Source organism: Streptomyces aurantiacus, assembly GCF_001418335.1.
GTDB classification, from domain to species: domain Bacteria; phylum Actinomycetota; class Actinomycetes; order Streptomycetales; family Streptomycetaceae; genus Streptomyces; species Streptomyces aurantiacus.
Genome location: NZ_LIPP01000056.1, coordinates 19,995 through 46,459 on the forward strand (window position 1 = coordinate 19,995; position 26,465 = coordinate 46,459).

Genomic DNA, 26,465 nt, shown 5'->3' on the forward strand with positions numbered 1-26,465 from the left:
ATACAATGAGCTCCGTGGTCGCCAATCCGTGGTGCGATGAAAATTACCCGCCTCATTGGTCCGACGCCGGAGTCGTGGAAGTGCACGGCGCCCGGTTTCGGTTCGGCATCGCCACTGCCAACGCCACACAATTCGATGAGGCCGCTGATTACAACCGGGACCATGCGCTTGTCCGTGTCATCGCATTCTCTCTCAACCGCTGGGATCATGCTTCCTTCAGCGATGATGGAAAATCAGTTCTCGACAGTACCCACGGTATCGGATCAGACTTCGTCGCCGAAGTCATCTCTGTTGGCCGTCAGGTCACTGATCTTGGAGCCGGCCACCGAGTTGTACCGTGTGCGGACTGGCCTTCCCATCCTGGAATTCCAGGCGCCCGGGGCCTAGTCAGCACGAGTGCATCTCGTCAACTCTTGCGACTCCCGGCCAACGGACTCATGAAGGTATCCGAATCGATAACGGACGAGGCTGCGGCCGCGCTGTCCATGTCAGCCCAATCCGGTTATGCGATGGTTCGCCGACTGGATCCGCAACCGGGCCAGCACGTCACGGTCTGCGGCGCCTCCTCCGATGTCGGGCTAGCTGCGCTCGGCGCCCTGGCCTGTCGAAATATCAAAGTGTCGGTGTTGGATGCAGCCCCCGAGTACGCCCCCCTGCTGCGGAAGTTGGGCGTATCCCAGGTCCTCCAGTCGGGCAAAACCGGATTGGACAGTGCATGGTCGTACGCCGCATCCATAGGCGGGTTCGACGGTGTGCTCGACGCGCGAAGCAGCATTGACCTCCGTCCTGTGGAGCTCCTCGGCTTCTCTGGGCGCTATGTGGCATGTGGCATGCGAGCTGAGGTCCCTGACGATTTGGCTACGGCATTGCCGAGCGTTATCAGTAAGAACATAACAATTATCGGCAACAATTTGGGAATCCGGGCGGATCTGGCTGATGCCCTCCAGCATGTCGCGGAGGGAAGATGGGAGCCCGTCATCGACTCCGTGTACACCGAGAGCCAACTCACCGAATTCCTTGAGCGCGAGTTCGGGACCAAGAACCGTCTCGGCAGAGTGATATTTCGCTACCCCCGGAGTGGGAATCATGAATGAAAAATTCTTTGGCAGTTTTCGCACGATTGCCGCACTTGAGCTGCCAAGAACCTCCATGACCCCGCCGTTCGAAGGCGTCCTTGGCGAGTGTTACTCGGCGGTGGTCGGCGCGGATGCGCATGATCTGCAATGGGCACTGGACCGACTGGGAAGTGAGGCAGGTACTGTGCTCGATCTGTGCTGTGGGGGCGGGCGATTTCTCACAGAAGCCGTATCGGCAGGCCACACGGTTACCGGGGTCGACATCTCGCAGGACATGCTCCACGCGGCAACCCGACGTATGGCTTCCACTGACTTGGGTATTCAGTCTCGGGCACGCTTGCTGGCTGGCGACGCGCTGACTCTAGATTTGGAAGAGACCTTTGACTACGTCATCCTGGGCGGCTTGACCATCACCCTCTTTGAGGCTGAGGAACGTGCCGCATTGTTGCGGACAGCCGCCCGCCACCTCAAACCAGGAGGCCAGCTCCTACTTGATTACTCGCCGGTTGAAGATCGCCAAGAAGATCACACAGGACATTTTACGGTACCTGTCGCTATCGGCGATCAACGTGGATTCTACGACGTAGGCTGGAGCTGGCGACCGAATGTCCGTCAATCTGTTACCAACACATATTGTGAGCTGGTGGACCGGCATGGTGTCACAGACCGCTACCTCAGCGCTTTCTCCTTCAAGCTTTTTACAGGCGCGGAAATGTCAGCCGAACTTCAGGTGGTCGGTTTCGAAATATCCCAGGTCAGCGACGTGGATCAGAAGCCCTCCAGTCCGGATGTAGTTCATGATTTGCCGCCTCTTAACCTGTGGCTTGCGGCAGAACTCACGGCGGCGTGATCCCGCGAACCAATGCTGGCCCGAGGAGTAGATTAAGCTGTGAACGAAGAAATCGCCAATGAATTGCACAGCCGGGTCGAACGCGACCAAACCGTCCGGTCCGTGGTGGCGTCTTCGCCTGAACGGCTTGATGAGATGCTGTCCTGCGACCGCGAAAATGCCCGATGGCTACGGGGAGTCATCCGACGCCATGGATGGCCCGGTATCTCAATGGTGGGCGAGGCGGCCGAGATCTGCGCGTGGGTACTGGCCCAGCACGCCGATAAGGAAATTGTATTTCAGCACCAGTGCCTCCAGCTTCTTATCGAGGCCGCGGACGCCCACGAAGCGCCGGTTTGGCAGGTCGCTTTCCTGAGCGACCGGGTGTCGATGCATGCCGGTCAGCCGCAGCGGTACGCCACTCAGTACCGTCGGCTCCAAGGTGGATGGGAACCGCTGCCTGTCGAGGACCTGAGTGGCCTTCGTATGCGACGCCTGTCACTCGGACTAGAAGCGATCGATGACTGCTCACCGGACGCCGAAATATGCAACGCCGGCTCAAGGGCAGTTGGGCAATAACTCGAAAATCAGAAGTTTGGCAACCATATCAGTACAGGAGATGTGATGCAGGGAAGAGAAGTAGAATTCAGCTTTGAGAACATTTACGGAAAGGGCATGGCGTCAATCTATGACATGTTGAACCCACATAGTTCAGACGAAGTGCAAGAGACGGCACAGTTCATCTACGATGAAGCGCCGAAGGGGCGAGTTTTGGAGTTGGGGGTGGGCACCGGTCGACTTGCCCTACGGCTTGCCGATATGGGCATGAACGTACACGGGATTGACGCGTCCGAGCCCATGCTCCAAAAGCTGCGTGAGAGGGATTCGGCGGCGAGAATAAAGGTCAGTGTGGGAGATTTTACTGAATCACTGCCCGACGATAAATATGATGTCGTGCTGATGAGTGGTGGCACGTTCTTTCTTATAGCAAGTCAGGAGAGGCAGATCGAGACTCTGGAGCTGATGAAATCAAGACTGAAATCCGACGGCGTCGTGGTCATCGAGAACTACGACCCGACGTATCACCATCGTAACGCTGAGCCCGCCACCAGGACCTTTCCTCTCGAAAATGGCATCCTCATTGAGACGGAAACAGTAGTTCGCCTCTATCAGGCAGCTATCACATCACGAACGGTGGTTGGCGCCGAAGGTTTCCAGGGAACATTTAACGAACATCTTCGATACGTCTGGATGTCCGAGTTCGACCTCATGGCACGGATTGCTGGCCTGAAACTTCGAGACCGCTTCAGTAGCTGGAAGCGCGAGCCGCTTACGATGGATCCTTCTGCGCCCGTAAACCGCTATCTTTCTGTCTTCGAGCGCCAAGGCCATTCCGAAACTCTTTGAAGTCGAATTATCGCCATCTCGTCCCTCAGCTCGGTTCAATGCGCAATCGGTTCGGCTGTGCATGCCGGGAGCAAGGCCGCCGTCGAATCGTTCACGCGGGTGGCGGCGAAGGAATTCGGCGCACGCGGCATCACAGTCAACGCCCTCCTGCCGGGGCCGTCGACACTGCACGACTGCGCCGCGAGTTCCCCCGGCAGGCATGCGCCGCCCTTGCGCTCCGCTCCCCACTGGGACGGATGGGCACGCCGGACGACGTCGCACACGCAGTCCGCTGGCAGGCGACGACGCGCGCTGGATGACAGGTCAGCTGATCCGTGTCGACGACGGGCTCGGCTCCTGACGGCTCCCATAGTGGCTGACCCTCCCGGGACCGAGCCCGCCAAGACCTTCCAAACCCAGAGAAGATTGGTACGGACGCACATGACAGCACCCCTGAAAGACCAGGACGTCGCCCGTTTCCACAACGACGGTTACCACTTCCCCGTGCCGGTGCTCACCGGTTCGGAAGCGGAAGAAACCCTTGGCGCGGTCGGCCGCTACCGCAAACGGACGGCAGAGGCCGGCGGTGCCCTGGCCCGCCACTGGGATCACCCGAAGATGCATCTGGTGGCCGACTGGGCGGACCGGCTGGTACGGGACGACCGCCTCGTGGACATCGCGGAGCAGCTGGTCGGGCCGGACGTCCTCGTCTGGTCCACAAGCCTGTTCACCCGGGCCGCCCGCAGCCAGGACGACCTGACGTGGCATCAGGACGCCCCGTACTACGGCTGGCAGGGATGGCAGGGATCCGTGGTCCGCGTCTGGCTCGCGCTGACCCCCACCACCCGTGAGAACGGCACCATGCGTTATGCCCCGATGACGCACCGGCAAGGGCTGCTGCCGCACCGCTTCGAGGGGACGTCCCCCGCGGAACTGCGGCGAGGCGAACGCACGGACATCGCGGTGGACGACAGCAGTGCCGTCGACGTCGTCCTCACAGCCGGCCAGTGCGCCCTGCACACCCCGGCCACCGTGCACTGCTCGGGGGCCAGCGTCAGCGAGCAGGGCCGGGTCTGCTTCGCCGTGGACTACATCGCGCCGACCGTGGCGCCGACCGGCGGTCCCGACAGCGCTCTGCTCGTCCGGGGGCACGACACAACGGGGCACTACGAACTGGAGGAGCCGCTGCGGACCGCCTTCGGCGCGGCGGAGATCCAGCGCTTCGAACGGGCGACGGAGATCCGGTTCCGCCGACTCGGCGCCGTCATCCGGCAGGTCCGGGCCGCCGCGAAGACGGCGCCGACCGTCACCGGATGAACAGCGACGACGACTGGAAGTCTGCCGGACCTACCCTCACTGGCCGCGCCCGAGACATACTGTCGCCGTGATCGAGGACCCCAGACGCGAACTCGCCGAATTTTTGCGGACCCGCCGAACCCGGGTGCGACCACAGGACGTCGGCCTGGAACCCGGTCCGAGGAGGCGCGTCGCCGGGCTGCGGCGTGAGGAGCTGGCCCTGCTGGCCGGGGTGAGTTCGGACTACTACCAGCGCCTGGAGCAGGGGCGCGACGTACGCCCCTCGGAACAGGTCCTGGACGGCATCGCGCGCGCCCTCAACTTCTCCACCGAGGAGTCCCGGCACCTGCACAGCCTCGCCGCCGCCGCGCGCACGCCGGCCCGCGTCCCGCGCCGGTACGAACCGGAGGAAGTTCCGGACACCACGGAGCGGTTGCTGCGCGCGATGCCATCGCCCGCGTTGGTCGTCGGCCGTTTCCTCGACGTGCTGGCCTGGAGCCCGCTCGCCGGCGTCCTGCTCGGCGAATTCACCCGGCTCCCGGTGGCAGAGCGGAACTTGCTCTCGCTCCTGCTGCACCCGGAGGCCGGCCAAATGTGCCGGGAACGGACAGCCACCGTCACCGAGCTGATCGCGATGCTGCGGACACAGGTCGCCGCCGATCCCGGGAACCCGCGCGCCGTAGAGTTGGTCGGCGAACTCGCCGTCCGGAGCGACCAGTTCGCGACACTGTGGGCCCGCCATGACGTGGAGGAGACGACCCGCGGCCGGATGCGCATCAAGCACCCGTTGGTCGGGAAGCTGAACCTGGACTGGGACGCCTATCCGCTGCCGGGCACTCCCGGGCCGATGTTGATCGTCTACACCGCCGAGGAAGGCGGACCCGACGACGAGCGACTCCAACTGCTCGCCGGTCGGCTCGCCGCCCCCGGCCCGGCGTCGGACTCCGCCCAACAGCGGTTGCCCGACACCCCGGTAGGGCCTGCCTGACGATTCCGGTCGGCTTTCGTCTACAAGATTCACCATGTCAAAGACGTCATCTACGGCGAGGACGCCTCCCGCTTAGCTTGACTCGGGGATCTTGGAGTTCCTTGGTGCGGCAGCATGATCAACGGGCATGCTCGGGTGGTTCCGTTGACCGATGCAGTTGTCGAGGTGCCCGTTGTCCCTTCGCCCCGTTCTGGTGAGCAAGTCCCTTCTCTGACCGCGCAGATCGCGATGGCGAGCAACCCGGGTGGTACGACGGCGATATGGGCACGCGATCGACTCGATGGGCTGTGGTGCGACGAGGACTTCGCCGGCTGGTACCCGCGGGATGGGCGCCCGGGGCTCTCGCCTGCTCAACTGGCCACCGTCTGTGTGCTGCAGTTCCTGCTCGGCCTGTCGGACCGGCAGGCCGCTGAGGCGGTCCGCTGCCGTATCGACTTCAAGTGTGCGCCGTTTCACTCGGCGCTGGATCGCTCCCGCAGGGAGCCGAGGCTCGGAAGGAGGTGGCCTCGGGGCCGCCCGTCTTACCCGGACGCGAAAGCGCGAGGGGACCACAGCATGGCGGGAAAGCACGGAAGGTCGCGAAGGCATCGAAGACCTTGCTGTGCAAGGCCCGCGTGATACGGCGAAGGCCATACTGCTTGAAGCCGAGTCTCCAGGGACGCAAGTCGTACGTCCTGCGACACGATGCCTGTAGTCGCAGCCACCGGTATCGGGCGGTCCTATTTGAGCCGCCTCAACCCTTCCGGCCGGTGGACAGCGGGCAGTGAGCCTTTCCCAGTAAGCGCCTGTCGCTCGCTGTGATCGCGATGCTGGCGCTGTGGTTCCGTGTGGTCCCCAAGTCCGGGCAGGGGTAAGGCCCCTGGTAGGAACGATCTTGCGAAGGAAAGTTCCGAACAAGGGGCCTCACGTGCCGATCAGTGTCACATACACCGCCGTGCTCGATGTGAAGCGGTCCACCGCCGAGCACCTGGCCCGGCTGCTCCGCGACCACCGGACCGGGGTCAAGACCCGCAGGGGGCGGCGCGCGCTGAGCTGTTTCAAGCAGTCGGTAGTGATCCTGCGCTGGTTTTTCGACGGCGCCCGTCTGTCCCAACTCGCCCGCGACAACGGTCTGTCGGCCTCCACCGCTTACCGGTACCTCCACGAAGGACTGACCGTGCCGGCGGCCGGAGCTCCGGACCTTGCGACCGCGCTGGAGCGTGCGAAAGCAGCCGGGCTGACGCATCTGAACCTTGACGGCACCGTCATCCGAACCGACCGCGTCGCCGCCCCCGGCCCAGGCGGCGCAGACCTGTGGTGGTCCGGAAAACACAAGCACCACGGAGAAAACGTACAGGTCATCTCCACCCCGGACGGCTGGCCGATCTGGGTCTCGCCAGTACGGCCCGGCAGGGAGCACGACACGACCTGCGCCCGCCACCACGGCCTGACCGACGCCCTGGACCGCACCGCCGCCGAACTGGGCATGCCGACCCTCGTCGACCTCGGCTACGAGAACGCCGGCCCGGGCTTCCGCCACCCCGTCAAGAAGCCCGCAGGAGGGGAGCTGACCGAGGCCCAGCAAACCTACAACAAGGTCGTCCGAGGCATCCACAGCGTGTGCGAGCGCGCCAATTCCCTGCTCAAGATGACCTCCAAGGCCCTGCGCAGGGTCAGCCTCGACCCCAGCCGCATCACGAAGACCGCCGCCGCAGCCCTCGTCCTGCTCCAGCTCAAGTACGGCCGCATCATCTGAACGATCACGCACCGTCGTGATCCATTACCGGGAAAGACTCAGTGCTGCTCCTGGTAAAGGAGCTCTTCGCGTACGTTGCCGGCGTGGTCCCGGGACACCAGGACGGCCGTGGCGGGGCCGCGCTCGGTGAGGTCGGTGAGGTCGGGCCCAGCAATGAGAAATGTCCCGCCGGCGATTTGGGCCGGCAGGTCGGGCATGTTGTCACGGCGCAGGACCACGGAGGCGATGTCGGCGTCGTCGACCAGACCCACAACGGCGATGGTGCCGCTGGCCCCGTCAACGAAGTCGTAGTACATCCGTGTGAACGCGATGCTCTTGCCGACCACGGCGAAGTCCTGGACCGGGCCCTGCTGAGGGGTGAAGTCGAACACGAAGGGATCCTCGACGCTCTCCCGCCCACCGGTTCGGTGCCACACAAGTAGCTTGCCGTAGCGGCCGAGCCGCACCTGCTCGGTCGGTGTGAGGTCCGCGTGGACGCCGGGCCGCCACTGCTCAGGGTCGACGACCGGAGGTGCGTCGGCCGCGGCGAGGGCCGCCACCAGACGGGCGGTGGCCTCCGTGGCCGGTGCGGGCCGGTCCACGACGGCGGCCGAGCGCGGTGGCAGGGCCGCCGCGGGCACGACCTCGCCTCTGGGGCTGTGGTTGATCCGCAGGACGAGACCTGCTGGGCCGACGAGGAACGCGTTGGGTGCGACGAACACGCCGTCGGCGACCAGCGTCCAACCGAGCGGGCGCCGGTCCGCGGCCAGCTCCACGGCCAGGCCGGTTACATCGGGCGCAACGACACCCGCGATCGTGCCGAATTCGCTGTGGAAGGTCACCGAGGCTCCCTCGCCCGCCGACGGCGCCTCGCCGGCGGGCGAGGACAACGTGACCCGCTTCGGGGTGAGTTCGGCGAACACCGCCCCGGCCGGTGAGTCGAACGCGATCACTTTGACACCGTTGTACCGCACGGTGAGCAGCGGCAGCCACTGCGCCGGATCGGGATGCGCACCCGTCGAGGCCGCGGCGCAACGGCGCACGTCCGACGCATCGGCCCACCCGGTCCGCAGGCGGTAGAAGTCCTCCACCGTACGAGTGCCGGTACGGCGCCGGTCGCCAGGTGTCCCGGGGAGCGCGGTGAGATGCTCGCGCAGGCGTGGCCAACTCAGGAACCCGTAGAGGCGGGCGATCACCAACTGGGCAGTGTCGAGGGTGAATCCGGCCGGATCTTCCAGACTCTCAAGCGCGTGTCGGGCGACCAGCGCCAAAGCGGTGGGGGACTGGGATCGCACGGCCCGCTGCAAGTCCTTCGCCCGCTTCTTGAGCTGCTGCGGACTGGGACGCTCGGGCAGGGACAGGGGCCGCGGTGTCGTCGGCACAGAGCCTCCTTCGGTGAACCGGTGGTCCGCCGCGCCGGCCGAAGGACGTAGGCCAAGATGACACGCTCGTGTAAGCCAGGTGGGCTCTGCCCTTCCCGCGGACCCGGAGGCGCCCCGCGCGCCTGGCGGATCACTCTACTGGGTTCCGTCCGGGCCTGCCAGCAACCGCAGAAGCCGTACAGAGAGAGGAAAAACACTTCCGGGTTCATGCGGCCGGGGCCATTCGTGCGGTGACCGCGAACGTTCGCGGGCTTCCTTGTCGGCTACGGCAACACGGTGCAAGAAGCTGCCGAGAAGCTTCAGGGTCAGTGAGTCTTTCCCGGTAATGGATCACGACGGTGCGTGATCGTTCAGATGATGCGGCCGTACTCGAGCTGGAGCAGGACGAGGGCTGCGGCGGCGGTCTTCGTGATGCGGCTGGGGTCGAGGCTGACCCTGCGCAGGGCCTTGGAGGTCATCTTGAGCCAGGATCACTACCGACTGCTTGAAACAGCTCAGCGCGCGCCGCCCCCTGCGGGTCTTGACCCCGGTCCGGTGGTCGCGGAGCAGCCGGGCCAGGTGCTCGGCGGTGGACCGCTTCACATCGAGCACGGTGGTGTATGTGACACTGATCGGCACGTGAGGCCCCTTGTTCGGAACTTTCCTTCGCAAGATCGTTCCTACCAGGGGCCCTACGCCTGCCCGGACTTGGGGACCACACGGAACCACAGCGCCAGCATCGCGATCACAGCGAGCGACAGGCGCTTACTGGGAAAGGCTCAGTAAGCCCGCCCAAGTGGACGGACAGACCGCCTACGTCACGCTCGATACGTCCAGCGCAAGGGGAATACGGGATCGCCTACGGGGCGCGAGCCCTATGGCGACGGAGTGCCCGTAGAGCTCGTAACAGGATCTTGTTGAAGTGCCCTGGTTGGGCGTGACCGATGTGACGATTCGGCCGTTCGGGATGGTGTGAGTACTCGGCCGTGGATCGTGGACGACGACTTGTGGGCGCCGATCGAACCGCTGTTGCCACCCTGGCCAGAGAAGTCGCCAGGCCCGCAGCCGGTGGCGGATCGGCTCTGTCTACAGGGCATTCTGTACGTGCTCCACAACGACATAGCCTGGCAACTCCTGCCGCTGGAGCTGGGAGTCGGCTCGGGACACACCTGGCGGCGTCTGGACCGCTGGCAGCAGGCCGACGTCTTCGACCAGTTGCACCGCGTTCTACTCGCCGAGCTGAGCGCGGTCGGCGAACTCGACTGGTCGCGAGTGTGCGTGGACGGCTCCCACATCCGCGCGAAAAAGGGGGAGCCGACACCGGTCCGTCGCCGGTCGACCGGCGGAAGACGGGCAGCAAGCACCACTTGATCTGGGACGGACGCGGCACCCCGCTCAAGGTCATCACCACCGCGGCCAACGTCAACGACGTCACCCAGACCCTCGCCCTCATCGACGGCATCCCGCCCGTGACCGGACGTCCCGGCCGCCCGCGCCGCCGCCCCGCGTCACTTCTCGGCGACAAGGGCTACGACTCCAACCCAAACCGGCGTGAGCTGCGCAGACGCAGGATCCTGCCGGTCATCTCCCGCAAAGGCACCCCGCACATCAAGGGCTTGGGCAAACTCCGTTACGTCGTTGAGCAGACCTTCGCCCTGCTCCACCAGTTCAAGCGCCTCGCCGTCCGATGGGAACGCCGAACCGAATTCCACGACGCCTTCGTCTCGTTGGCCTGCAGCCTAATTTGCTGGGGACGTCTCAAGAAGACCCGCTCATGATCCTGTTACGAGCTCATAGAGCCAGTTCGTGGTGAGTGACTGGGGAGGTCATAGGAAGGAGCGGCTATGACGGGGCGGGAGAGGCTGCGCGGTCGCTGTTGCGCCCCATCTGCTCATCTTTCGTCCCAAGAGGCACCGGTTCACTCCGAATGCTTCAGTTTCTGCCTCGCGCGCCCTGTCAGGCCATTCGAGCCTGCCGCCTCCTGGCAGTATGAGCGAACGCCGACGGTATCCCAGCGACCTTGCCGATGCCCGATGGGCCCTGGTGGAGCCCCTGTTGACGAGCTGGCGCGACGGCAAGGCCCGTCACGGACTCAACATCGGCACACCGCCCCAGCACGATCTGCGCGACTTGCTCGACGCCATCCTCTACGTAGCCCGGACCGGCATCCCCTGGCGCTATCTCCCGCACGATTACCTATTGGTTACGTGGAATCACGCGCCGCGGGATGCAGCTCGTATCCTGCGGCGTCCCCACGTACTGAGAAGATCCGTTGGGCAGCGCGGTGGTGTTGGAGGGGAAGTGGCCGGTCCTGGGTCGGCACGAGAGGGCACCCGCTTGGCCGGATCATGGCCGGTCGTGGAGGCGGGGACCCCGGCGGCGGCATGGACACTCTGGGTGTCCAGGACCACCAGGATCGGGTCCTCTGATCGGCGGGCGCGTTCGCGGACCTGGCAGCGCAGGAGTTCATGGATGACCTGGTCGGTGCCGTCGTCCCGCCAGGCGGCGAAGTAGTAGTAGGTCGCGCTCTTCTGCGGCAGGTCGTGCGGGAGACAGGCCCACTGGCAGCCGGTCCGGCCCTGGTAGAGGATCGCGTTCACGATCTCCCGCATCGCATAGGCGCCCTAATGACCGCTGACCGAGCGGTGCCGGTCCTTCCACGCGGTGATCACCGGCTCGATCAACGACCACTGCTCGTCCGATAAGTCACTCGGATACGGCTTGCGTTCACTCACCCGGTCACATCACCAGATCAACAACCGCGGACCGGCAGATTCCGCCCCGCCGCCACGCCATCAGGCGACACCAGATCAACTCAAAGAATCACGAACCGCCCACTCAGACGCATGCGGTCACGGTAGGCGGAAGCGGGTTGAGGGGGAGGGTACTGGCCGTGAATTCCGGACAGCGGGAGCGGTGTAGGGCGGAGGGGGCGAAGGGGGGCGGACCACGGGCACGCGGTGCGCGTGCCCGTGTACATGCCTGTGTACGCGTACGTGTACGTATGGGTGTGCGTCGGTCAGTTCTGGTGAACCTTGTTGGAGCCCGCGCCGCCGGAGAGGGTGTCCTTGCCCTTACCGCCGTACAGGGTGTCGTTGCCGGTGTTGCCGTAGATGGTGTCGTTGCCGGCCAGGCCGTAGAGCTTGTCGTTGCCCTTGCCGCCGTAGAGGTAGTCGTTTCCGGACGCCCCGCGCACGATGTCGTCGCCGTCGTCGCCGTACGCGCTGGTGTAGCCGCCCTCGCCGTCGCTGACCGCGGTGAGGGTGTCGTTGCCCGCGCCGCCGTTGCAGCTGTAGTCGCAGCTGGCGAGGATGGTGTCGTTGCCGGCGCCACCGAAGGCGCCGCGGATCCAGGAGCCGTCGATGCCCTCGATGCGGTCGTTGCCGGCGTCGCCGTTCAGCTGGTTGGCGTGCCGGCCCTTCAGGACGTCGTTGCCGGCGCCACCGCGGATCGTGCCCTGCGCACTGCCGGCGCCGACCGTCGCGGAGTCGGCCCCGTCACCGAGGTCGACGTCGTACTGGTTCGAGTCGTCGGAGCCGAGGGGGGCGGGTTCCACGCACTGGACGACGGTGTGGTCGGTCGCCGACGGGTACGTGCACACGTCGGAGCCGATGGTGATGTCGACCCGGTCGCGGAAGGTGATGAGGTAGTCGTCCCCGAACTCGTCGGGGTTCACGTCGATGGACTCGCTGGAGACCTTGAGGTCGTTCGTCTGTCCGGCGGCGGCTTTGTACCAGATGGAACCGTCCTCGCGGACGACGGTCGCCGTGCCTGCCGCGGCTGCGGACGCCGTGTCCGCCTGGGCGGTGGGCGCCAGGAGGACGGCCCCGCCCAGGGCCAGACCGAGGGTGGTGGTGGCGAGGAGACGCAAAGAGCGCATGCTGAAGTGACCCTTCGTGGAAGTGGATCCGGCACCGATCGCGACCGCGGACGCGGTGAGCGCCCGTACGACCGTCGGCGCGGTCGCCGATGGGGTCGCCGGTGTGGTCATCACCGCCGACGCTCGACACGGTGAGCGGACTGCGATCGGGTGGCCAGGTGAGGCCCGAGCCGAGTGAGGAGAGTGAGAGGAGCGAGAGGAGTGAACAGTGAGACGGGTGTTGTCCCACTCACCCAGTCAGACACCGCACCCGGGGCGGAGGTTGTACCGAAACCGGCCTTCTGTTCCACGAATTAGCAGGTCAGAGGCCCTACTAGCCCTCTTTGATGAGCACTGGCCGACGGCTGTGTGAACAGTTCCCCTCATCAAGGGGACGCTGTGACGACGGGCGGGCAAGTGCCGGTGTCTTCGCCGATGGAGTTGATTTCGGCGTTGGACCGCGAATCCCCCGCGTAATTCGTCTGGTCCGTACAACGCGCCTCGGATTTCTCCTTCGGACTGCCCGACGCCGCCGCGCCGGTGGCGGGACTGTCCGACTGCTCGGCCGAGTCGTCGGTGCTGTCCGCGGACACGGAGCTGGACACGGAGGACCGGGGCTGCGGGTCACTCGTCGGGTCGCACGCGGTGAGTGACAGACCGACAGCCACAGCGGTAAGGGCCAGCATCGACATCTTCCGAACGCGCATGAGGTTTCCTCCGGACGGGGCCCTGCTCCGGTCGAGCGGGCTTTCTGACCCTCCAGATGTGAGCACCGTGAGTCCCGTTGCGGCACACGGCGCGTTAGGACAGGCCTGTGACAGTCGGGACATCGCCTTCGCCGTCGCCGTCACCGCAGCCACAGCCACAGCCACAGCCACAGCCACAGCCACAGCCATCGGAGCCCTCGTGGGCATCCGCGGGAAACCGGGCGACGCGGCTCTCCGCGATGCGGTGGACGTCACGCAGCGCCTCGGCCATCCGGGCCGCCAGGAAATGGAGTTGTACGGATGTGGCCTTGTCATCAGCGAGCATGCCGGCGGCGTGATCGAGGAGTTCGCCCGCCATACCGAGCTGCACGCTCTCGACTCTGTCGACGACCCGGGAGAGACGTCCGCTCCCGTCGCCGACGAGGTAACAGGGCTTGCCTTCCGGGCTGGGCCACGGAAGCAATCGGGCTGTCTCCGTCCGGTTGCCGATCACGCGGTCACCTCCACACCGTGGATGACCTGCGGGCCGATGTCGATGCCGTGCACGGCGAGCCACAGGGCACGCCGTCGGCCCCGCTGCCGCCGCGCTTCCTCACGCTCGTGGGCGACGAGATAGGGACGGACCATCGCGTGATCCTCACCGCGCAGGGGGCGGGAACCGGCCCGGGTGGAGGTAGGCCCCTCGCCACACGTGCAAGGGGGACATGAGCAGGGGGGACACGCGCACGCACCCACCGGAGCGGTGACCGGGCGACGCCTGCGCCCCGTTCCGGGAAAGAGCAGTCGCAGCAGCGGTTCGAAGAGGCGGGCGACACGGTGACTCATGTCGTCAACTCCGTTGGGTTCGTTGATGACCACACCCCGGACCGGTGGTACGCGGTCGTACGGGCACGGGGGTATCGCGTTCTGTAGCGATCCACTTACAGAGTGAGACGGTCCGGTCCAGGCTCGCCAGAGGGTCGAGTGTGACCAGTCATTTGTCACAAAGGAGAGGCCATGACCAGCACGTACGGTGACTGGCTCAAGCAGCAACGCGAGACAGCAGGGCTGACGCAGCAGGAGTTGGCCGACGCGGCGGTCATGACCCGTTCGCACATCTCGCACATCGAGGCGGGGCGGCGTGTTCCTTCGCAGGAGGACGCTCGGCGCCTGGACAGGGTCCTGAACACGGGAAATGTGCTGAGCAGTTTCCTGCCGGCGGAGGACGCGGCGGTCGCCAGCTACTTCGAGGCGGCTCGACTGCTCGAACAACAGGCCGTAATGGTCCGGGAGTTCGCCCTCTCGTTCGTCCCCGGCATCCTCCAGACGGAAAGGTACGCACGTGCGGTTCTGGACACGTCGTTCCCTCCGGTGGGTGAAGAGGAATGTGACAGGCGCCTTGTCACACGCCTTGAGCGGGCGAAGATCCTCGACGATCCGGTGACACCGGTGGTGTGGGCCCTGCTCGACGAGGCGGTTCTACGCCGCGTCGTGGGCAGCCCGGACGTCATGGCGGAGCAACTCACTCACCTGGTCCGCCTGGTGGAAAGCGGGCGGGTACGCGTGCATGTCGTCCCGTACGGAGTTGGGGCTTACCAGTTGCTCCAGGGCATGCTCACGCTGTTGTGGTTCGAGGACCAACCGCCGGTGGCGTACTCGGAGGGCGTCCAGGTGGGCAAACTGCACGACTCCCCCACCGTGGTCGCCCGGCTCCAGAGCGCCTACCATCTGGCCCTGAGCGACGCGCTGTCGCTGAAGGAGTCTCTCGCCATGCTGAAAGCCGTAGCGAAGGAATTCGGACACGATGCCTGACCAGAAGGCCCCCGGCGGCGTCATAGCGAAGGGCTGGCGCAAGTCGTCATACAGCGGCCCCGAAGCCGGCAGCTGCCTCGAAGTGGGCGACGGCCACCCGGCCGGGGTTCCCGTGCGGGACTCCAAAGACCCCCACGGACCCGCCCTCCTCATCCCGGCAAGGGACTGGGCCTCGTTCGTCTCCGCCGTCAAAGCCGGAGGCTTCCCCGCTCACAGCTGACCCCCAGGTTCAGCACAGCCCGCGCCAAAACCGCCCGCGCACGATGACCTCGTGACATCTGCCACCGATCCGTACCCCCACGCCCCCGAGGCCGTCGCCTCGACGCCGTCCGACGAGCCGGTCGCACGGCCGGACAAGGCACCCCGCTGGTCGCTGCCCGTACTGGGCGCGATCCTCGTCCTGGCCGGCCTGCTGTACTCCTGGAACCTCTCCTCCTCCAGCCTCAACAGCTTCTACAGCGCCGCCGTGTTCAGCGGCACGCAGAGCTGGAAGGCCTGGTTCTTCGGCTCGTTGGACGCCGGGAACTTCCTGACCGTGGACAAGCCACCCGTCGTACTGATGGTCATGGGGCTGTCCTGCCGCGTCTTCGGGTACGGCACCTGGCAGATGATGCTGCCGCTGGTCGCCGCCGCGCTCGGCACGATCTGGATCCTGCACGCGTCGGTCAAGCGGGTCTGGGGCCACGGCCCCGCCGCCGTCGCCGCGCTCGTCCTCGCGCTCACCCCGATCACCGTCGCCATCAACCGCGACAACAACCCGGACACCCTGCTCGTCCTCCTCATGGTCGCGGGCGCCGCCCTGGCCCTGCGCGCCGTCCACAACGGGAAGCTGCTGCCGCTCGTCGGCGCGGCCGTCTGCTTCGGTTTCGCCTTCAACACCAAGATGCTCCAGGGCTACATCGCCCTGCCCGCCGTCTTCGCCGTGTACCTGTACGCGGCTCAGGGCGGCCTGCTCCGTCGCGTACGCGACCTCGCCGTCGCCGCAGTCACCCTCGCCGTCTCCAGCTTCTGGTGGGCCGCCGCCGTGTCGTTCGTGCCCGCCTCGTCGCGGCCGTACATCGGCGGGTCGACGGACGGCACCGCCTGGGACCTGATCATGGGCTACAACGGCCTCGGCCGCGTCCTCGGCGGCGACGGCAACGGCGGGGGTGGAGGCGGCGGTGGCGGAGGCGGCTTCTCCGGGACCGCCGGTATCGGGCGGATGTTCAACGAAACACTGGGCGGCCAGATCTCCTGGCTGCTGCCCTTCGCCGGGATCGCCCTCGTCGGCGGCCTCGTACTGCGCGGACGCGCTCCCCGTACGGACCTCACGCGGGCCGCGCTGATCCTGTGGGGCGGCTGGACCGCGCTGCACTACCTGACCTTCAGCCTCGCCGAAGGCACCATGCACCCGTACTACACGACCGCGCTCGCACCCGGCATCGCGGCGCTGTGCGGGGGCGGCGGCGCGATGCTCCTGCACGCCTTCCGCACGTTCCGCACAGGTGACGCCAAGCGCTGGTCCGGGGCCTGGGCATGGACATGGACATGGGCCCTGCCCGTGGCGTTCGCCGCCACCGGCGTCTGGGCGGTCGTCCTGCTGCGGCGGGCCTCCGGCTGGAACAGTTGGCTGTGGCCGACCGTCGCCGCGGTGATGGTCCTGGCGATCGTCGGCCTGTTCCTCTTCCGGTCCGGTCGGCGGGCGCGGCTGCTCTCCGGCGCCGTGGTCGCGGCCGTCGTCGCCTCCCTCGCCGGACCCGCAGCCTACGCCGTCTCCGTGCCCGCGAGTTCGGGCGGCGGCATGAGCGGTACGAACCCGACGGCCGGCCCCACCACCGGTGGCGGCATGGGCGGCGGACCCGGCGGCGGTGGAGGTGGCGGCCGGGGCGGCTTCCCCGGCGGCAACGGCAGCCAGGCATCAGGCGGCCAGGCACCGGGCGGCCAGCAGCAGGGCGCTCCGCAGGCCGGTGGCGAGGCACCGGGCGGCGGCGGCCAGACGGGTACCCAGCCCAGTGGCGCCCCGAGCGCCCAGGAGCAGGGCGGCGACGGCCAGACCGGCACCCCGCCGAACGCAAGCGGTGGCGGCATGGGCGGTGGAGGCGGCGGCATGGGTGGCGGCGCCGACAGTGCCATGACCACGTACCTGGAGAAGCACCGCGACGGCGCCAAGTGGCTGGTGGCGGTGTCCGGTTCGCAGAGCGCGGCCCAGCTGATCGTCAGCACGAAGCAGCCCGTCATCTCCATGTGGGGCTGGTCCGGCAGCGACAAGGCCATGACCCTCGCCAAGCTCAAGGAACTCGTGACGAAGGGCGAGCTGCACTACATCGTGCTCGGCGGCGCAGGCGGGGGCGGAGCCGGCGGTATGGGCGGCGGCGACTCCGACAGCGTCAGCTCCGAGGTGACGGCCTGGGTGCAGAAGCACGCCACGGCGGTGAAGGCGAGCGAGTACGGCAGCGGCTCGTCGTCGGGGTCCGCCACGTCCACTTCCCAGGACTCGGAGGACGACGCGCAGAACACCCAGGCGCTCTATCGCCTGGACGCCTCGGACGTCGGCTAGACGTGTTGTCCGCTCAGCTGTCCTGTGCCGCCAGGGCCGCCACCGCGGGGATTGCCGCGAAGGCTTTGTGTACGTGCCGAGTGAGCGCCGCACGGTCCTGCCGTACGGCGTCCGAGGCGATCCACGTCTCCAGCGCGCGGTGCCAGGCGGCCAGCATGAGGTCCAGCAGCAGGCGCAGTTCGGTGTGGCCGGGGAACTGACCGGAGGGCCGGCCGGGGGACCGGCCGGCCAGCCGGTCCGCCACGATCCGGACGACGTTCGCGGAGGTTTCTGAGCAGAAGCGCAGGCTGTGTGCGGTCAGCGCGGGGGTGCGGTCGGCCAGGGTGCGGCTGACGCGGAAGCTCCGCTCCCAGCCGTCCGTCATCTGCTCCAGCGCCGCGAACAGTGCGTCCTTGTAGGCGCCGAACAGGTGCTCACCGGTCAGAGGCCGGTTCTCGACGAGCTTGAGGTAGGCGGCCCACAGTTCCTTCTCCGGGGCCAGGGCCAGGTCTTCCTTCGAGGCGAACGTGCGGAAGAAGGTGCGCTTGGAGACCTCCACCGCATCGACGATCTCGTCCAGGGTGACCGCGGTGAAGTCCCGCGCGGTGAACAGCTCAAGAGCCGTGTCGACCAGAGCTTGGCGGGTCCGCAGCTTCTTGCGCTCACGCAGCGGCAGTTCCTTCGGGTCCTTCGAGTCCTTCTGCACGGGCGAAGCCTATCAGCAGCGTTTGCCACTTGTAAGCTTATGCCTCTCAGTGGCACTATCGCTCACCATGAAGGCACTGACGATTGATCACTCCGCTCCGGGACACCTCGCGCTCACCGCGGTCGCCGACCCCGAACCCGCCGCCCACCAGGCCCTGGTGCAGGTCCACTCCTTCTCCCTCAACTCCGGCGAGGTCCATTACGTGATCCCCGGGGGCGAAGCCGGCACAGTGCCCGGCTGGGACGCCGCGGGCGTGGTGGTCCAGGCAGCCGCCGACGGCTCCGGCCCCGCGGCCGGCACTCCCGTCGTCACCGTGGGCGCCGACGGCGCCTGGGCCGAACTGCGCGCCGTGGACACCCATCTGATCGGCACCGCACCCGAGGGTGCCGACCTCGGCCCGATCAGCACGCTGCCGGTCGCGGCGGGTACGGCCCTGCGCGTCCTGCACCGCATCGGGCCGATCCTGGGACGGCGCATCCTGGTGACCGGCGCGGGCGGCGGCGTGGGCCGCTTCACCCTGCAGCTCGCGGCCCGGGGCGGCGCACATGTCACGGCGGTGACCAGCGACCCGGCGAAGGCGGACGCACTGCGCGCACTCGGCGCCCACGAGATCGTCACCGACCTGTCCGCGCTCCAGCACCTCGAACCGGTGCACGGCGTGGTCGAACTGGTCGGCGGCGCCCACATGGTCGCCGCACACGGCGCCCTGGCTGAACACGGCGTACTGGTGGCCGCAGGTCACATAGCCGGCGACAGCGAGCAGTTCCCCCACGGAGCCTTCTTCGGCAGCGGCCACCACCACAACCGTCAGATCGCCACCTACTTCCTGTTGGACGACACCGCGGGTCTTGGCGCGGACCTCACCTGGCTCGCCGCGCTCACCGCCCGTGGCGAGCTGGACCCGCAGGTCGCCCTGCGCACCGACTGGACGCAGGCGGCGCTGGCAGCCGCCGAACTGGCCGCCCGCCGCGTGCCCGGCAAAGCCGTCCTCGACGTCCGCTGAGCAGACAGGCGCAACTAGGGTTCTCCCTCGACCTGTCAGGGAAAACCCTGGCCTTTCGCAGCCCCTGGACCCGAAACGGCCAGGGGTTGCGCCATATGCGAGAACGTCACATGAACGACACTCTCCCGTTATGCGAATGACCTCATGTCCATGCCACTCTCCCGATTGACCGAAGTGTCAACACGCGTAGAACGCGGACGCCGGCCCGTCGATCCGGGCCTCCGCGTAACCTCCGCGTGCCGTTCTCGGGAAAGGGCACCCCCACATGTCCGTTGCTCGGATTGGCAGTTGGAAGGCGCTGGCGGCAGGCGTTTCCGCCGTCCTCGTCGGCCTCACCCTCCCGACGGTCGCCGCGACCCCCGCCGCGGCCACAGCCACCACCACGACCGGCGCCACCACGACCGGCGCCACGGCGGCCGCGTACGACGACACGTACTACGCCGGCGCGATCGGCAAGACCGGTACGGCTCTGAAGACCTCGCTGCACGGAATCATCAAGAACCAGACCAAGATCTCGTACTCCGCGGTCTGGGAAGCCCTCAAGGTCACCGACCAGGACCCGAACAACAGCAGCAACGTGATCCTGTTGTACTCCGGCATCTCCCGCAGCAAGTCGCTCAACGGCGGCGACGTCGGCGACTGGAACCGCGAGCACACGTGGGCCCAGTCCCACGGCGACTTCGGCACCTCGGCCGGGCCCGGCACCGACCTGCACCACCTGCGGCCCGAGGACGTCCAGGTCAACAGCATCCGCGGCAACAAGGACTTCGACACCGGCGGCAGCAGCTTCACCAACAGCGGCGGCAGCCTCACCGACTCGAACTCCTTCGAGCCCCGCTCCGCGGTCAAGGGCGACGTGGCGCGGATGATCCTCTACATGGCCGTCCGTTACGAGGGCGACGACTCCTGGCCCGACCTGGAGCCCAACGACGCCGTCACCAACGGCAGCGTCCCGTACCACGGCCGCCTCTCCGTACTGAAGCAGTGGAACGAGCAGGACCCGCCCAGCACGTCCGAGCAGCGCCGGAACGAACTCATCTACAGCAACTACCAGGGCAACCGGAACCCCTTCATCGACCACCCGGAATGGGTCGAGTCGATCTGGTAGACCCGCCGTGGCCGGTGAACCCAGTGTGATGGGCGCTGAACTCCTCGTAAATAAAGGGGAGTTCGGCGCCGCACCTGTCCCTTCGGTTACGAAGCCATGACATTGAGGCGTACAACTGAGGACACCCCGATCGAGTCTCACCTCCTGAACGCGGCATTCCGCTGCGGCAGGACCGACCGACTCGAAAGGCTCACGTATGTCCCGAGCACACCGCAGCACTCGTACCGCGCGTCTCACCGCACCTCTGGCAGCCGCGGTGCTGGTCGCCGGTGGATTCGGCGCCATGGCCCTCACCGGGGCCTCGGCCCAGGCCGCCACCGGGGCCGTGAACGCGCAGGACGACTTCAACGGCGACGGATACGCCGACCTGGTCGTGGGAGCCCCGAACGCCACGATTTCGAGCAAGGCCAAGGCGGGCTACGTGGCCGTCACGTACGGCTCCGCCAGTGGTGTCTCCACCGCCGACAAGAAGCTCATCAGCCGCTCCACCAGCGGCGTGCCCGGCTCTGCCACCGCGAACCAGCAGTTCGGGTCCACCTTCACCAAGGGCGACCTGGACCGTGACGGCTTCAGCGACCTGGTGATCTCGGGCGGCAAGGCCGGCTCCGTCATCCTGTGGGGCTCCGCGTCCGGACTCACCGGCGGCACGGCCATAGCCGGCTACGACTCCCCGCAGACCGGCGACTTCGACGGCGACGGCAAGACGGACCTCACCCTGTTCGCCTACCAGAACGTCGAGGGCGACGACCCCGAGAACGCCACCGGGACCGTGTGGAAGGGCCCGATCTCGCGTGCCGGAACGCCCGCCGCCAGCCTGCCCCTCCTGAAGACCGGCGAGGCGCTCAGCGGCCCCGTCGACACCACCGAGTCCGGCGACGTCAACGGTGACGGCAAGGACGACATCGTCGCCTTGCACTACGAGGGCGACGGCGTCTGGGGCAACAGTCTGCTGCTCGGCGGCGGCAGCGCGGGCTTCACCAAGAGCTGGGTCCCCGGTGAAGCCGCAGGCAACGAGATGGGCACCGGCATCGGGGACGTCAACAACGACGGCTTCGACGACGTCGTGGTCGGCAACGACTGGGGCGGCGGCAACGTCAAGGTCGCTCTCGGTTCGGCCACCGGCCTGTCCGAGGACCGCGTCCAGACCTTCAACCAGGACAGCCCCGGGTTCCCCGGCGCCGAGGAAGAGGAGGACGAGATCGGCGGGTCGGTCTCGGTCGCGGACGTCACGGGTGACGGCTACGCCGACATCGCGCTCGGCATCCCGGGCGAGGACGTCGGCGACATCTACGACACCGGCTCGGTCGCCCTGGTCCCCGGCAGCGCCGCCGGCGCCACGGGCGCCGGGACGCAGGTCTTCCACCAGAACACCGCCGGAATTCCCGGAGTGGCCGAGAACAGCGACGAGTTCGGTGTGACCACCGCCCTCCTCGACCTCAACGGCGACGGCCACCGCGACCTCGCGGCCGGTTCCACGGCCGAGAACGAGCACAACGGCGCGGTCTGGATCCTGAACGGCACGGCGAGCGGCCTCACCGCCACCTCGTCCTTCGCGTTCGGTGCCGGTGACCTCGGCGCCCCGGCGACGGCCGCAAGCTTCGGGTCGTACCTGCGCTGACATCTGCGCTGGCATCTGCGCTGACCAACTGATCCACAGCAACACGGTGGGGCGGCCTCGTGCCGCCCCACCGTCATGTCCGGACCTAAAAGGGGATTCGGGCTCAGTCCAGGTGCGTCGGCGCGAACATCCGCAGCACCGCCGGCAGCACGACCACCGAAGGGCCCGGCGTGGCAAGGGACTTGGCGAGGTCGTCGGCGAGGGTGTCCGCGGTGGTCCGTACGCCCGGGACGCCGAAGGACTCCGCGAGCGCCACGTAGTCGGGGCGGGACAGTTCCGTGGCGGTGGCCTGGCCGAAGGCGTCCGTCATGTACTCGCGCAGGATGCCGTAGCCGCCGTCGTCGACGATGAGCCAGGTCACGTCGAGGTTGTGCTGCCTGGCGGTGGCCAGTTCGGCGATGGAGTAGAGCGCGCCGCCGTCGCCGGAGACCGCGAGGACCGGGTGGGTGGGGTCGGCGACCGCGCCGCCGATCGCCGCAGGGAAGGCGTAGCCGAGGCCGCCCGCGCCCTGGGCGGAGTGCATGGTGTTCGGCCTGCGGGCGTCGAAGGCGGACCAGGCCCAGTAGGCGAGGATCGTCATGTCCCAGAAGCTGGCCGACCGGTCCGGCAGGGCTTTCCGCACGGCCGCCAACACCTTTTGCTCCAGGGCGAGTTCCTGGGAGTCGATGCGCTCACGGACGAGGCCGAGCACGGCCCGTACGCGGTCGGTGGCCGACTCGCCCTCCCCTGCCTGCGCATCCTGCCGTGCGGGCAGGGTTTCGAGGAGGGCCGACAGGGCGAGGCGGGCGTCCGCGTGGATGCCGAGGGCCGGGTGGTTGGACTCCAGCTTGCCGAGGTCCGCCTCGATCTGGATGACCCGGCCGCGGGGCTTGAACGTGAAGTAGTTCGAGGAGAGTTCGCCGAGCCCCGAGCCGACGACGAGCAGGACGTCGGCGTCCTCCAGGAAGTCCGTGGTGTGCCGGTCCTCCAGCCAGGACTGGAGCGAGAGCGGGTGGTTCCAGGGGAAGGCACCCTTGCCGCCGAAGGTGGTGACGACGGGCGCGTTCAGCCGCTCGGCGAGCTGTCGCAGCTTGCCCGACGCGTCGGCGCGTACGACTCCGCCGCCCGCGATGATCGCCGGGCGGGCCGCGTTCGCGAGCAGGTCGGCGGCCACGGCGGTCAGTTCGGGGCGGGGAGGGAGGTCGTGCGGGGCGGCGTCCACGGCCGTGACGACGGGCAGATCCGTCGCGGCGAGCAGCACGTCCTGCGGGATCTCCACCCACACCGGGCCGTGCGGGGCGGTCAGCGCCGACTCCCAGGCCGCGGCGATCGCGGAGGGGATCTGTGACTGCGTACGGACCGGGTGGACGGACTTGACCACGCCCCTGAACGAGGCCTGCTGGTCCGGCAGTTCGTGGAGGTAGCCGTGCCGGCCGCCGCCGAGCCCCGCGCCGGGGATCTGGCTGCTGATGGCGAGGACGGGGGCGGATGCCGCCGCGGCCTCCTGGAGTGCGGCCAGCGAGGTCAGGGCGCCGGGTCCGGTCGACAGGAGCAGCGGGGCCGCCTCGCCGGTGATACGGCCGTACGCGTCCGCCGCGAACCCGGCGTTGTTCTCGACCCGCAGGCCGACGTACGCCAGGTCGGAGCGGCGCAGCGCGTCGAACATGCCGAGCGCGTGCTGGCCCGGCAGGCCGAAGACGGTGGTCGCGCCGAGACCGGTGAGGGTCTCCACGACCAGGTCACCGCCGTTGCGTCCGGGCGGCGGGTCGAGTGCGGCCTGCGTCTGCGCGGCGGTCGGGCGGAGCACCAGGTCGTGGTCGTGGGTCACTGCGCTCGGGCCTCTGCAATCTGGCGGGACATGATCGTGGTGAGTTCGTACGCCGTGTGGGACGCGGCGACCGAGGTGATCTCGGCGTGATCGTACGCGGGGGCGACCTCGACGACGTCCGCGGACACCAGCCGGCAGGAGGCCAGTCCGCGCAGGATCTCCAGCAGCTCGCGGGACGTCATGCCGCCCGCCTCCGGCGTCCCCGTGCCGGGCGCGTGGGCCGGGTCGAGGCAGTCGATGTCTATGGAGATGTAGAGCGGGCGGTCGCCGATGCGCTGCCGCAGCTGGTCGGCCACCTCGTCGGCGCCGCGCCGGTAGATGTCGGCGGAGGTGACGATGCCGAAGCCCATCTTCTCGTCGTCGGTCAGGTCCTGCCTGCCGTACAGCGGGCCGCGGGTGCCGACGTGGGAGAGCGCCTCGGTGTCGAGGATGCCCTCCTCGACGGCCCGGCGGAACGGGGTGCCGTGCGTGTACTCGGCGCCGAAGTACGTGTCCCAGGTGTCGAGGTGCGCGTCGAAGTGCAGCAGCGCGACCGGGCCGTGCTTCCTGGCGACCGCGCGCAACAGGGGCAGGGCGATGGTGTGGTCACCCCCGAGGGTCATCAACCGGGCGCCGGTGCCGAGGAGTTCGTCGGCGGCGCCCTCGATGGTCTCCACGGCCTCGTTGATGTCGAACGGGTTCGCGGCGATGTCACCGGCGTCCGCGACCTGCGCGAGGGCGAACGGCGAGGCGTCCTGCGCCGGGTTGTAGGGCCGCAGGAGACGGCTCGCCTCCCGGATCGCGTTGCCGCCGAAGCGGGCCCCCGGCCGGTACGAGACACCCGCGTCGAAGGGCACGCCGACCACGGCGACCTCGGTGGTGCCGACCTCGTCGAGGCGGGGCAGCCGGGCGAAGGTCGCCGGGCCCGCGTACCGCGGCACGCGGGAGGAGTCGACGGGCCCGCGGGGCGTCTCGTTGCTGTTCATCGGGTGACACTCTCTTCCTTGAGTTCGGAGGCGGGCTCGGAGCCCCGGCCCGCGAGCCGTTCGCGCCAGGCGGTGAGCACCGCCGCGTCGGTCGCGGGGGTGGCGAGCGAGACGATCACGTACACGGCGAGGGAGGCGAGGAGCCCGTAGTAGATGGGCTCGTTCGCGAGGATTCCGTACGTCACCATCAGGCCGACGACCGCGCCGCCGCCGACCACGACCGCGGCGAGGGCGCCCTGGGCGGTGCCGCGCTTCCAGAGCAGGCCGCCGAGGATGGGCACGAGGAGGCCGCCGACGAGCAGGTTGTAGGCGACGGTCAGGGCCTCGACGACGTTGTTGAGGACGATGGCCGTACAGATCACCGCGACGCCCATGACGAGGATGAAGATGCGGTTGCCCTTCACCTCGTCGTGGTCGGCGGCGTCGCTCCCCGGCCGGACGGCGCCGCGCAGCCGCGACCAGATGTCGTTGTTGGCGACGGTCGCGCAGGCGATGAGGGCGCCGGAGGACGTGGACATCACGGCGGCCAGGGCGGCGGCGAGCACCAGTCCCCGTACGCCGACGGGCAGTTCGTCCTTGACGATCGTCGCGAAGGCGTCGTCCGGGCTGGCCAGCTTCGGGTAGAGGACCTTGGCCGCCGTGCCGATGACGGCGCCGGCGAGCGCGTACACCAGGCAGTAGGTGCCCGCGACGGTGCCGCCCCACTTGGCGGTCCGGTCGCTGCCGGCGGTGAAGACGCGCTGCCAGATGTCCTGACCGATCAGCATGCCGAACGTGTAGATCAGTACGTACGTGAAGATCGTCTCGCCGCCGATGCCCAGCGGGTCGAAGTACCCGGTGGGCAGCTGTGCCTTCATCTCGCTGAAGCCGCCGGCCTTGACGACGGCGATGGGCAGCAGGAGCAGCAGCACGCCGATGGTCTTCACGACGAACTGCACCATGTCGGTGAGGGTGATCGACCACATGCCGCCGAGCGTCGAGTACGCGACGACGATCGAGCCGCCGAGGATGATCGCGACCGTGCGGTTCATGTCGAAGAGGACGTCGAAGATCGTGGCGTACGCGATGGTCGACGTCACGGCGAGCATGAGCGTGTACGCCCACATGACCACGCCCGAGATCACCCCGGCCCGGCCGCCGTACCGCAGGTCGAGCATCTCGGAGACCGTGTAGACCTTCAGCCGGGCGATGCGCGCCGAGAAGAAGAGGGACAGGGCGAGGAGCCCGAGGCCGATGGTGAAGACCATCCAGGCGCCGGAGAGCCCGTACTGGTAGCCGAGGCCGACGCCGCCGATGGTGGACGCGCCGCCGAGGACGATCGCGGCCATCGTGCCGGAGTACATCGTGGGGCCGAGCCGCCGTCCGGCGACCAGGAAGTCACTCTTGGACTTGGCGCGACGCATGCCCCACCAGCCCATGGCGAGCATCCCGGCGAGGTAGACGACGATCACTGCGTAGTCGACGGCCATGGGGCCTCCGTAAGTTGGCTTCGCGCGGCAGGTTGGCTTCGCACGGCTGATCGTGTGATCGCTTGCGATGAGCGCGGGGGTGTCCGCTTGGGTCCGCGGCCTCCGGTCGGCACGACCCTAGGTGTCCGGAAAGCAGCGTTGAAGTGTACGTTTCATCCATCGTCACCGGATCGGATGGAGGAAACGTCCACATGCCGGACCCAGCCGAACGTACTGGCCTCGCTGGCCCCGCTGGCCCCGCTGGCCCCGCCGGCCCTGTCGTCCCGC

Annotated in this window: 25 protein-coding genes and 3 pseudogenes; 17 read left to right on the forward strand and 11 right to left on the reverse strand. The window is 67.7% G+C overall.

Going from position 1 to position 26,465, the window contains the following annotated elements:
• Nucleotides 1-14: 14 nt before the first annotated feature.
• The 9 genes and pseudogenes from AOK01_RS43445 to AOK01_RS08690 all read left to right on the forward strand — a co-directional run bounded on the left by AOK01_RS43445 (nucleotide 15) and on the right by AOK01_RS08690 (nucleotide 7,310).
• Complete coding sequence (locus AOK01_RS43445; protein ID WP_157871227.1) at nucleotides 15-1,094, forward strand: quinone oxidoreductase family protein; 1,080 nt, start codon at nucleotides 15-17, stop codon at nucleotides 1,092-1,094.
• Entirely contained in the window at nucleotides 1,087-1,926 is an 840-nt protein-coding gene (locus tag AOK01_RS40800; RefSeq protein WP_079103271.1) for a class I SAM-dependent methyltransferase, read from the forward strand. The genes AOK01_RS43445 and AOK01_RS40800 overlap by 8 nt, the downstream gene beginning before the upstream one ends.
• Nucleotides 1,927-1,965: 39 nt before the next feature.
• Nucleotides 1,966-2,484 carry a DUF6624 domain-containing protein gene (locus AOK01_RS08675; RefSeq protein WP_157871229.1) on the forward strand — a complete coding sequence of 173 codons (519 nt, stop codon included), beginning with the start codon at nucleotides 1,966-1,968 and terminating at the stop codon, nucleotides 2,482-2,484.
• A gap of 45 nt (nucleotides 2,485-2,529) precedes the next feature.
• Nucleotides 2,530-3,312, forward strand: coding sequence for a class I SAM-dependent methyltransferase (locus tag AOK01_RS40805; RefSeq protein ID WP_079103272.1), 783 nt, complete (start codon nucleotides 2,530-2,532; stop codon nucleotides 3,310-3,312).
• A gap of 15 nt (nucleotides 3,313-3,327) precedes the next feature.
• Nucleotides 3,328-3,462 (forward strand): annotated as a pseudogene (locus tag AOK01_RS46485) (SDR family oxidoreductase); the annotation flags it as partial.
• 270 nt (nucleotides 3,463-3,732) lie between these two features.
• On the forward strand, nucleotides 3,733-4,608 hold the full coding sequence (locus AOK01_RS08680; RefSeq protein WP_055510161.1) for a phytanoyl-CoA dioxygenase family protein: 876 nt from the start codon (nucleotides 3,733-3,735) through the stop codon (nucleotides 4,606-4,608).
• A gap of 67 nt (nucleotides 4,609-4,675) precedes the next feature.
• Nucleotides 4,676-5,575, forward strand: coding sequence for a helix-turn-helix transcriptional regulator (locus AOK01_RS08685; protein WP_055510163.1), 900 nt, complete (start codon nucleotides 4,676-4,678; stop codon nucleotides 5,573-5,575).
• 228 nt (nucleotides 5,576-5,803) lie between these two features.
• Complete coding sequence (locus tag AOK01_RS44820; protein ID WP_245702173.1) at nucleotides 5,804-6,193, forward strand: transposase; 390 nt, start codon at nucleotides 5,804-5,806, stop codon at nucleotides 6,191-6,193.
• A 295-nt stretch (nucleotides 6,194-6,488) separates the two neighbouring features.
• Nucleotides 6,489-7,310 carry an HARBI1 family protein gene (locus AOK01_RS08690; RefSeq protein ID WP_425424725.1) on the forward strand — a complete coding sequence of 274 codons (822 nt, stop codon included), beginning with the start codon at nucleotides 6,489-6,491 and terminating at the stop codon, nucleotides 7,308-7,310.
• 38 nt (nucleotides 7,311-7,348) lie between these two features.
• Here the strand turns inward: AOK01_RS08690 and AOK01_RS08695 are convergent, their stop codons facing one another.
• A complete protein-coding gene (locus AOK01_RS08695) occupies nucleotides 7,349-8,671 on the reverse strand; it encodes a hypothetical protein (protein WP_055510167.1) in 1,323 nt (440 codons plus the stop codon).
• Between the two features lie 465 nt (nucleotides 8,672-9,136).
• Nucleotides 9,137-9,289: pseudogene (locus AOK01_RS44040) on the reverse strand (IS5/IS1182 family transposase); the annotation flags it as partial.
• A gap of 351 nt (nucleotides 9,290-9,640) precedes the next feature.
• Here AOK01_RS44040 and AOK01_RS40820 point away from each other — a divergent pair.
• Nucleotides 9,641-10,428, forward strand: a protein-coding gene (locus AOK01_RS40820) for an IS5 family transposase (RefSeq protein ID WP_107099768.1) whose coding sequence is annotated in 2 segments (ribosomal slippage) — nucleotides 9,641-9,959 and nucleotides 9,959-10,428 — 789 coding nt in all. Because the reading frame shifts where the segments join, the coding sequence is not laid out codon by codon here.
• Nucleotides 10,429-10,639: 211 nt separating this feature from the next.
• Nucleotides 10,640-11,164 carry a transposase gene (locus tag AOK01_RS46750; protein ID WP_483855241.1) on the forward strand — a complete coding sequence of 175 codons (525 nt, stop codon included), beginning with the start codon at nucleotides 10,640-10,642 and terminating at the stop codon, nucleotides 11,162-11,164.
• Here AOK01_RS46750 and AOK01_RS46755 read toward each other — a convergent pair.
• The 5 genes and pseudogenes from AOK01_RS46755 to AOK01_RS46285 all read right to left on the reverse strand — a co-directional run.
• Nucleotides 11,134-11,262, reverse strand: a pseudogene (locus AOK01_RS46755) (transposase); the annotation flags it as partial. The gene AOK01_RS46750 and the pseudogene AOK01_RS46755 sit on opposite strands and share 31 nt — an antisense overlap.
• Before the next feature lie 407 nt (nucleotides 11,263-11,669).
• Nucleotides 11,670-12,641 (reverse strand): calcium-binding protein, encoded by a 972-nt coding sequence (locus tag AOK01_RS08710; protein ID WP_342671032.1) that lies wholly within the window; start codon nucleotides 12,639-12,641, stop codon nucleotides 11,670-11,672.
• Between the two features lie 254 nt (nucleotides 12,642-12,895).
• Nucleotides 12,896-13,216 carry a hypothetical protein gene (locus tag AOK01_RS08715; RefSeq protein WP_055510172.1) on the reverse strand — a complete coding sequence of 107 codons (321 nt, stop codon included), beginning with the start codon at nucleotides 13,214-13,216 and terminating at the stop codon, nucleotides 12,896-12,898.
• Nucleotides 13,217-13,310: 94 nt separating this feature from the next.
• On the reverse strand, nucleotides 13,311-13,709 hold the full coding sequence (locus AOK01_RS08720; protein WP_245702172.1) for a hypothetical protein: 399 nt from the start codon (nucleotides 13,707-13,709) through the stop codon (nucleotides 13,311-13,313).
• Nucleotides 13,706-13,843 carry a hypothetical protein gene (locus AOK01_RS46285; protein ID WP_342671033.1) on the reverse strand — a complete coding sequence of 46 codons (138 nt, stop codon included), beginning with the start codon at nucleotides 13,841-13,843 and terminating at the stop codon, nucleotides 13,706-13,708. Before AOK01_RS46285 ends, AOK01_RS08720 begins: the two co-directional genes overlap by 4 nt.
• 369 nt (nucleotides 13,844-14,212) lie before the next feature.
• Here AOK01_RS46285 and AOK01_RS08725 point away from each other — a divergent pair, with 369 nt between their 5' ends.
• Genes AOK01_RS08725 through AOK01_RS08735 form a run of 3 tightly spaced genes read left to right on the forward strand, consistent with a single transcriptional unit; the run spans nucleotide 14,213 to nucleotide 17,543 of the window.
• A complete protein-coding gene (locus AOK01_RS08725; protein WP_055510174.1) occupies nucleotides 14,213-15,007 on the forward strand; it encodes a helix-turn-helix domain-containing protein in 795 nt (264 codons plus the stop codon).
• The gene (locus tag AOK01_RS08730; protein WP_055510176.1) at nucleotides 15,000-15,227 is read left to right on the forward strand and encodes a DUF397 domain-containing protein; all 228 of its coding nucleotides are present in this window, start codon (nucleotides 15,000-15,002) and stop codon (nucleotides 15,225-15,227) included. The genes AOK01_RS08725 and AOK01_RS08730 overlap by 8 nt, the downstream gene beginning before the upstream one ends.
• Nucleotides 15,228-15,278: 51 nt before the next feature.
• Entirely contained in the window at nucleotides 15,279-17,543 is a 2,265-nt protein-coding gene (locus tag AOK01_RS08735) for an ArnT family glycosyltransferase (RefSeq protein WP_055510177.1), read from the forward strand.
• A gap of 13 nt (nucleotides 17,544-17,556) precedes the next feature.
• On the opposite strand, the gene AOK01_RS08740 is transcribed toward AOK01_RS08735, so the two are convergent.
• On the reverse strand, nucleotides 17,557-18,228 hold the full coding sequence (locus AOK01_RS08740; RefSeq protein WP_055510179.1) for a TetR/AcrR family transcriptional regulator: 672 nt from the start codon (nucleotides 18,226-18,228) through the stop codon (nucleotides 17,557-17,559).
• 67 nt (nucleotides 18,229-18,295) lie between these two features.
• On the opposite strand from AOK01_RS08740, the gene AOK01_RS08745 reads away from it, so the two are divergent.
• The 3 genes from AOK01_RS08745 (at nucleotide 18,296) to AOK01_RS08755 (ending at nucleotide 21,957) form a co-directional block, all read left to right on the forward strand.
• Nucleotides 18,296-19,231: a zinc-binding dehydrogenase gene (locus AOK01_RS08745; RefSeq protein ID WP_055510181.1), complete on the forward strand. Its 936-nt coding sequence runs from the start codon at nucleotides 18,296-18,298 to the stop codon at nucleotides 19,229-19,231.
• Nucleotides 19,232-19,496: 265 nt separating this feature from the next.
• Nucleotides 19,497-20,339, forward strand: a complete 843-nt coding sequence (locus tag AOK01_RS08750) for an endonuclease I family protein (RefSeq protein ID WP_055510184.1) — start codon at nucleotides 19,497-19,499, stop codon at nucleotides 20,337-20,339.
• A gap of 196 nt (nucleotides 20,340-20,535) precedes the next feature.
• A complete protein-coding gene (locus AOK01_RS08755; RefSeq protein WP_055510186.1) occupies nucleotides 20,536-21,957 on the forward strand; it encodes an FG-GAP-like repeat-containing protein in 1,422 nt (473 codons plus the stop codon).
• Nucleotides 21,958-22,060: 103 nt separating this feature from the next.
• Here the strand turns inward: AOK01_RS08755 and AOK01_RS08760 are convergent, their stop codons facing one another.
• Genes AOK01_RS08760 through AOK01_RS08770 form a run of 3 tightly spaced genes read right to left on the reverse strand, consistent with a single transcriptional unit; the run spans nucleotide 22,061 to nucleotide 26,198 of the window.
• The gene (locus AOK01_RS08760; RefSeq protein WP_055510188.1) at nucleotides 22,061-23,764 is read right to left on the reverse strand and encodes a thiamine pyrophosphate-binding protein; all 1,704 of its coding nucleotides are present in this window, start codon (nucleotides 23,762-23,764) and stop codon (nucleotides 22,061-22,063) included.
• Complete coding sequence (gene speB, locus AOK01_RS08765; protein WP_055510190.1) at nucleotides 23,761-24,729, reverse strand: agmatinase; 969 nt, start codon at nucleotides 24,727-24,729, stop codon at nucleotides 23,761-23,763. Before speB ends, AOK01_RS08760 begins: the two co-directional genes overlap by 4 nt.
• On the reverse strand, nucleotides 24,726-26,198 hold the full coding sequence (locus AOK01_RS08770) for a sodium:solute symporter family protein (protein ID WP_055510192.1): 1,473 nt from the start codon (nucleotides 26,196-26,198) through the stop codon (nucleotides 24,726-24,728). Before AOK01_RS08770 ends, speB begins: the two co-directional genes overlap by 4 nt.
• Nucleotides 26,199-26,465 lie beyond the last annotated feature (267 nt).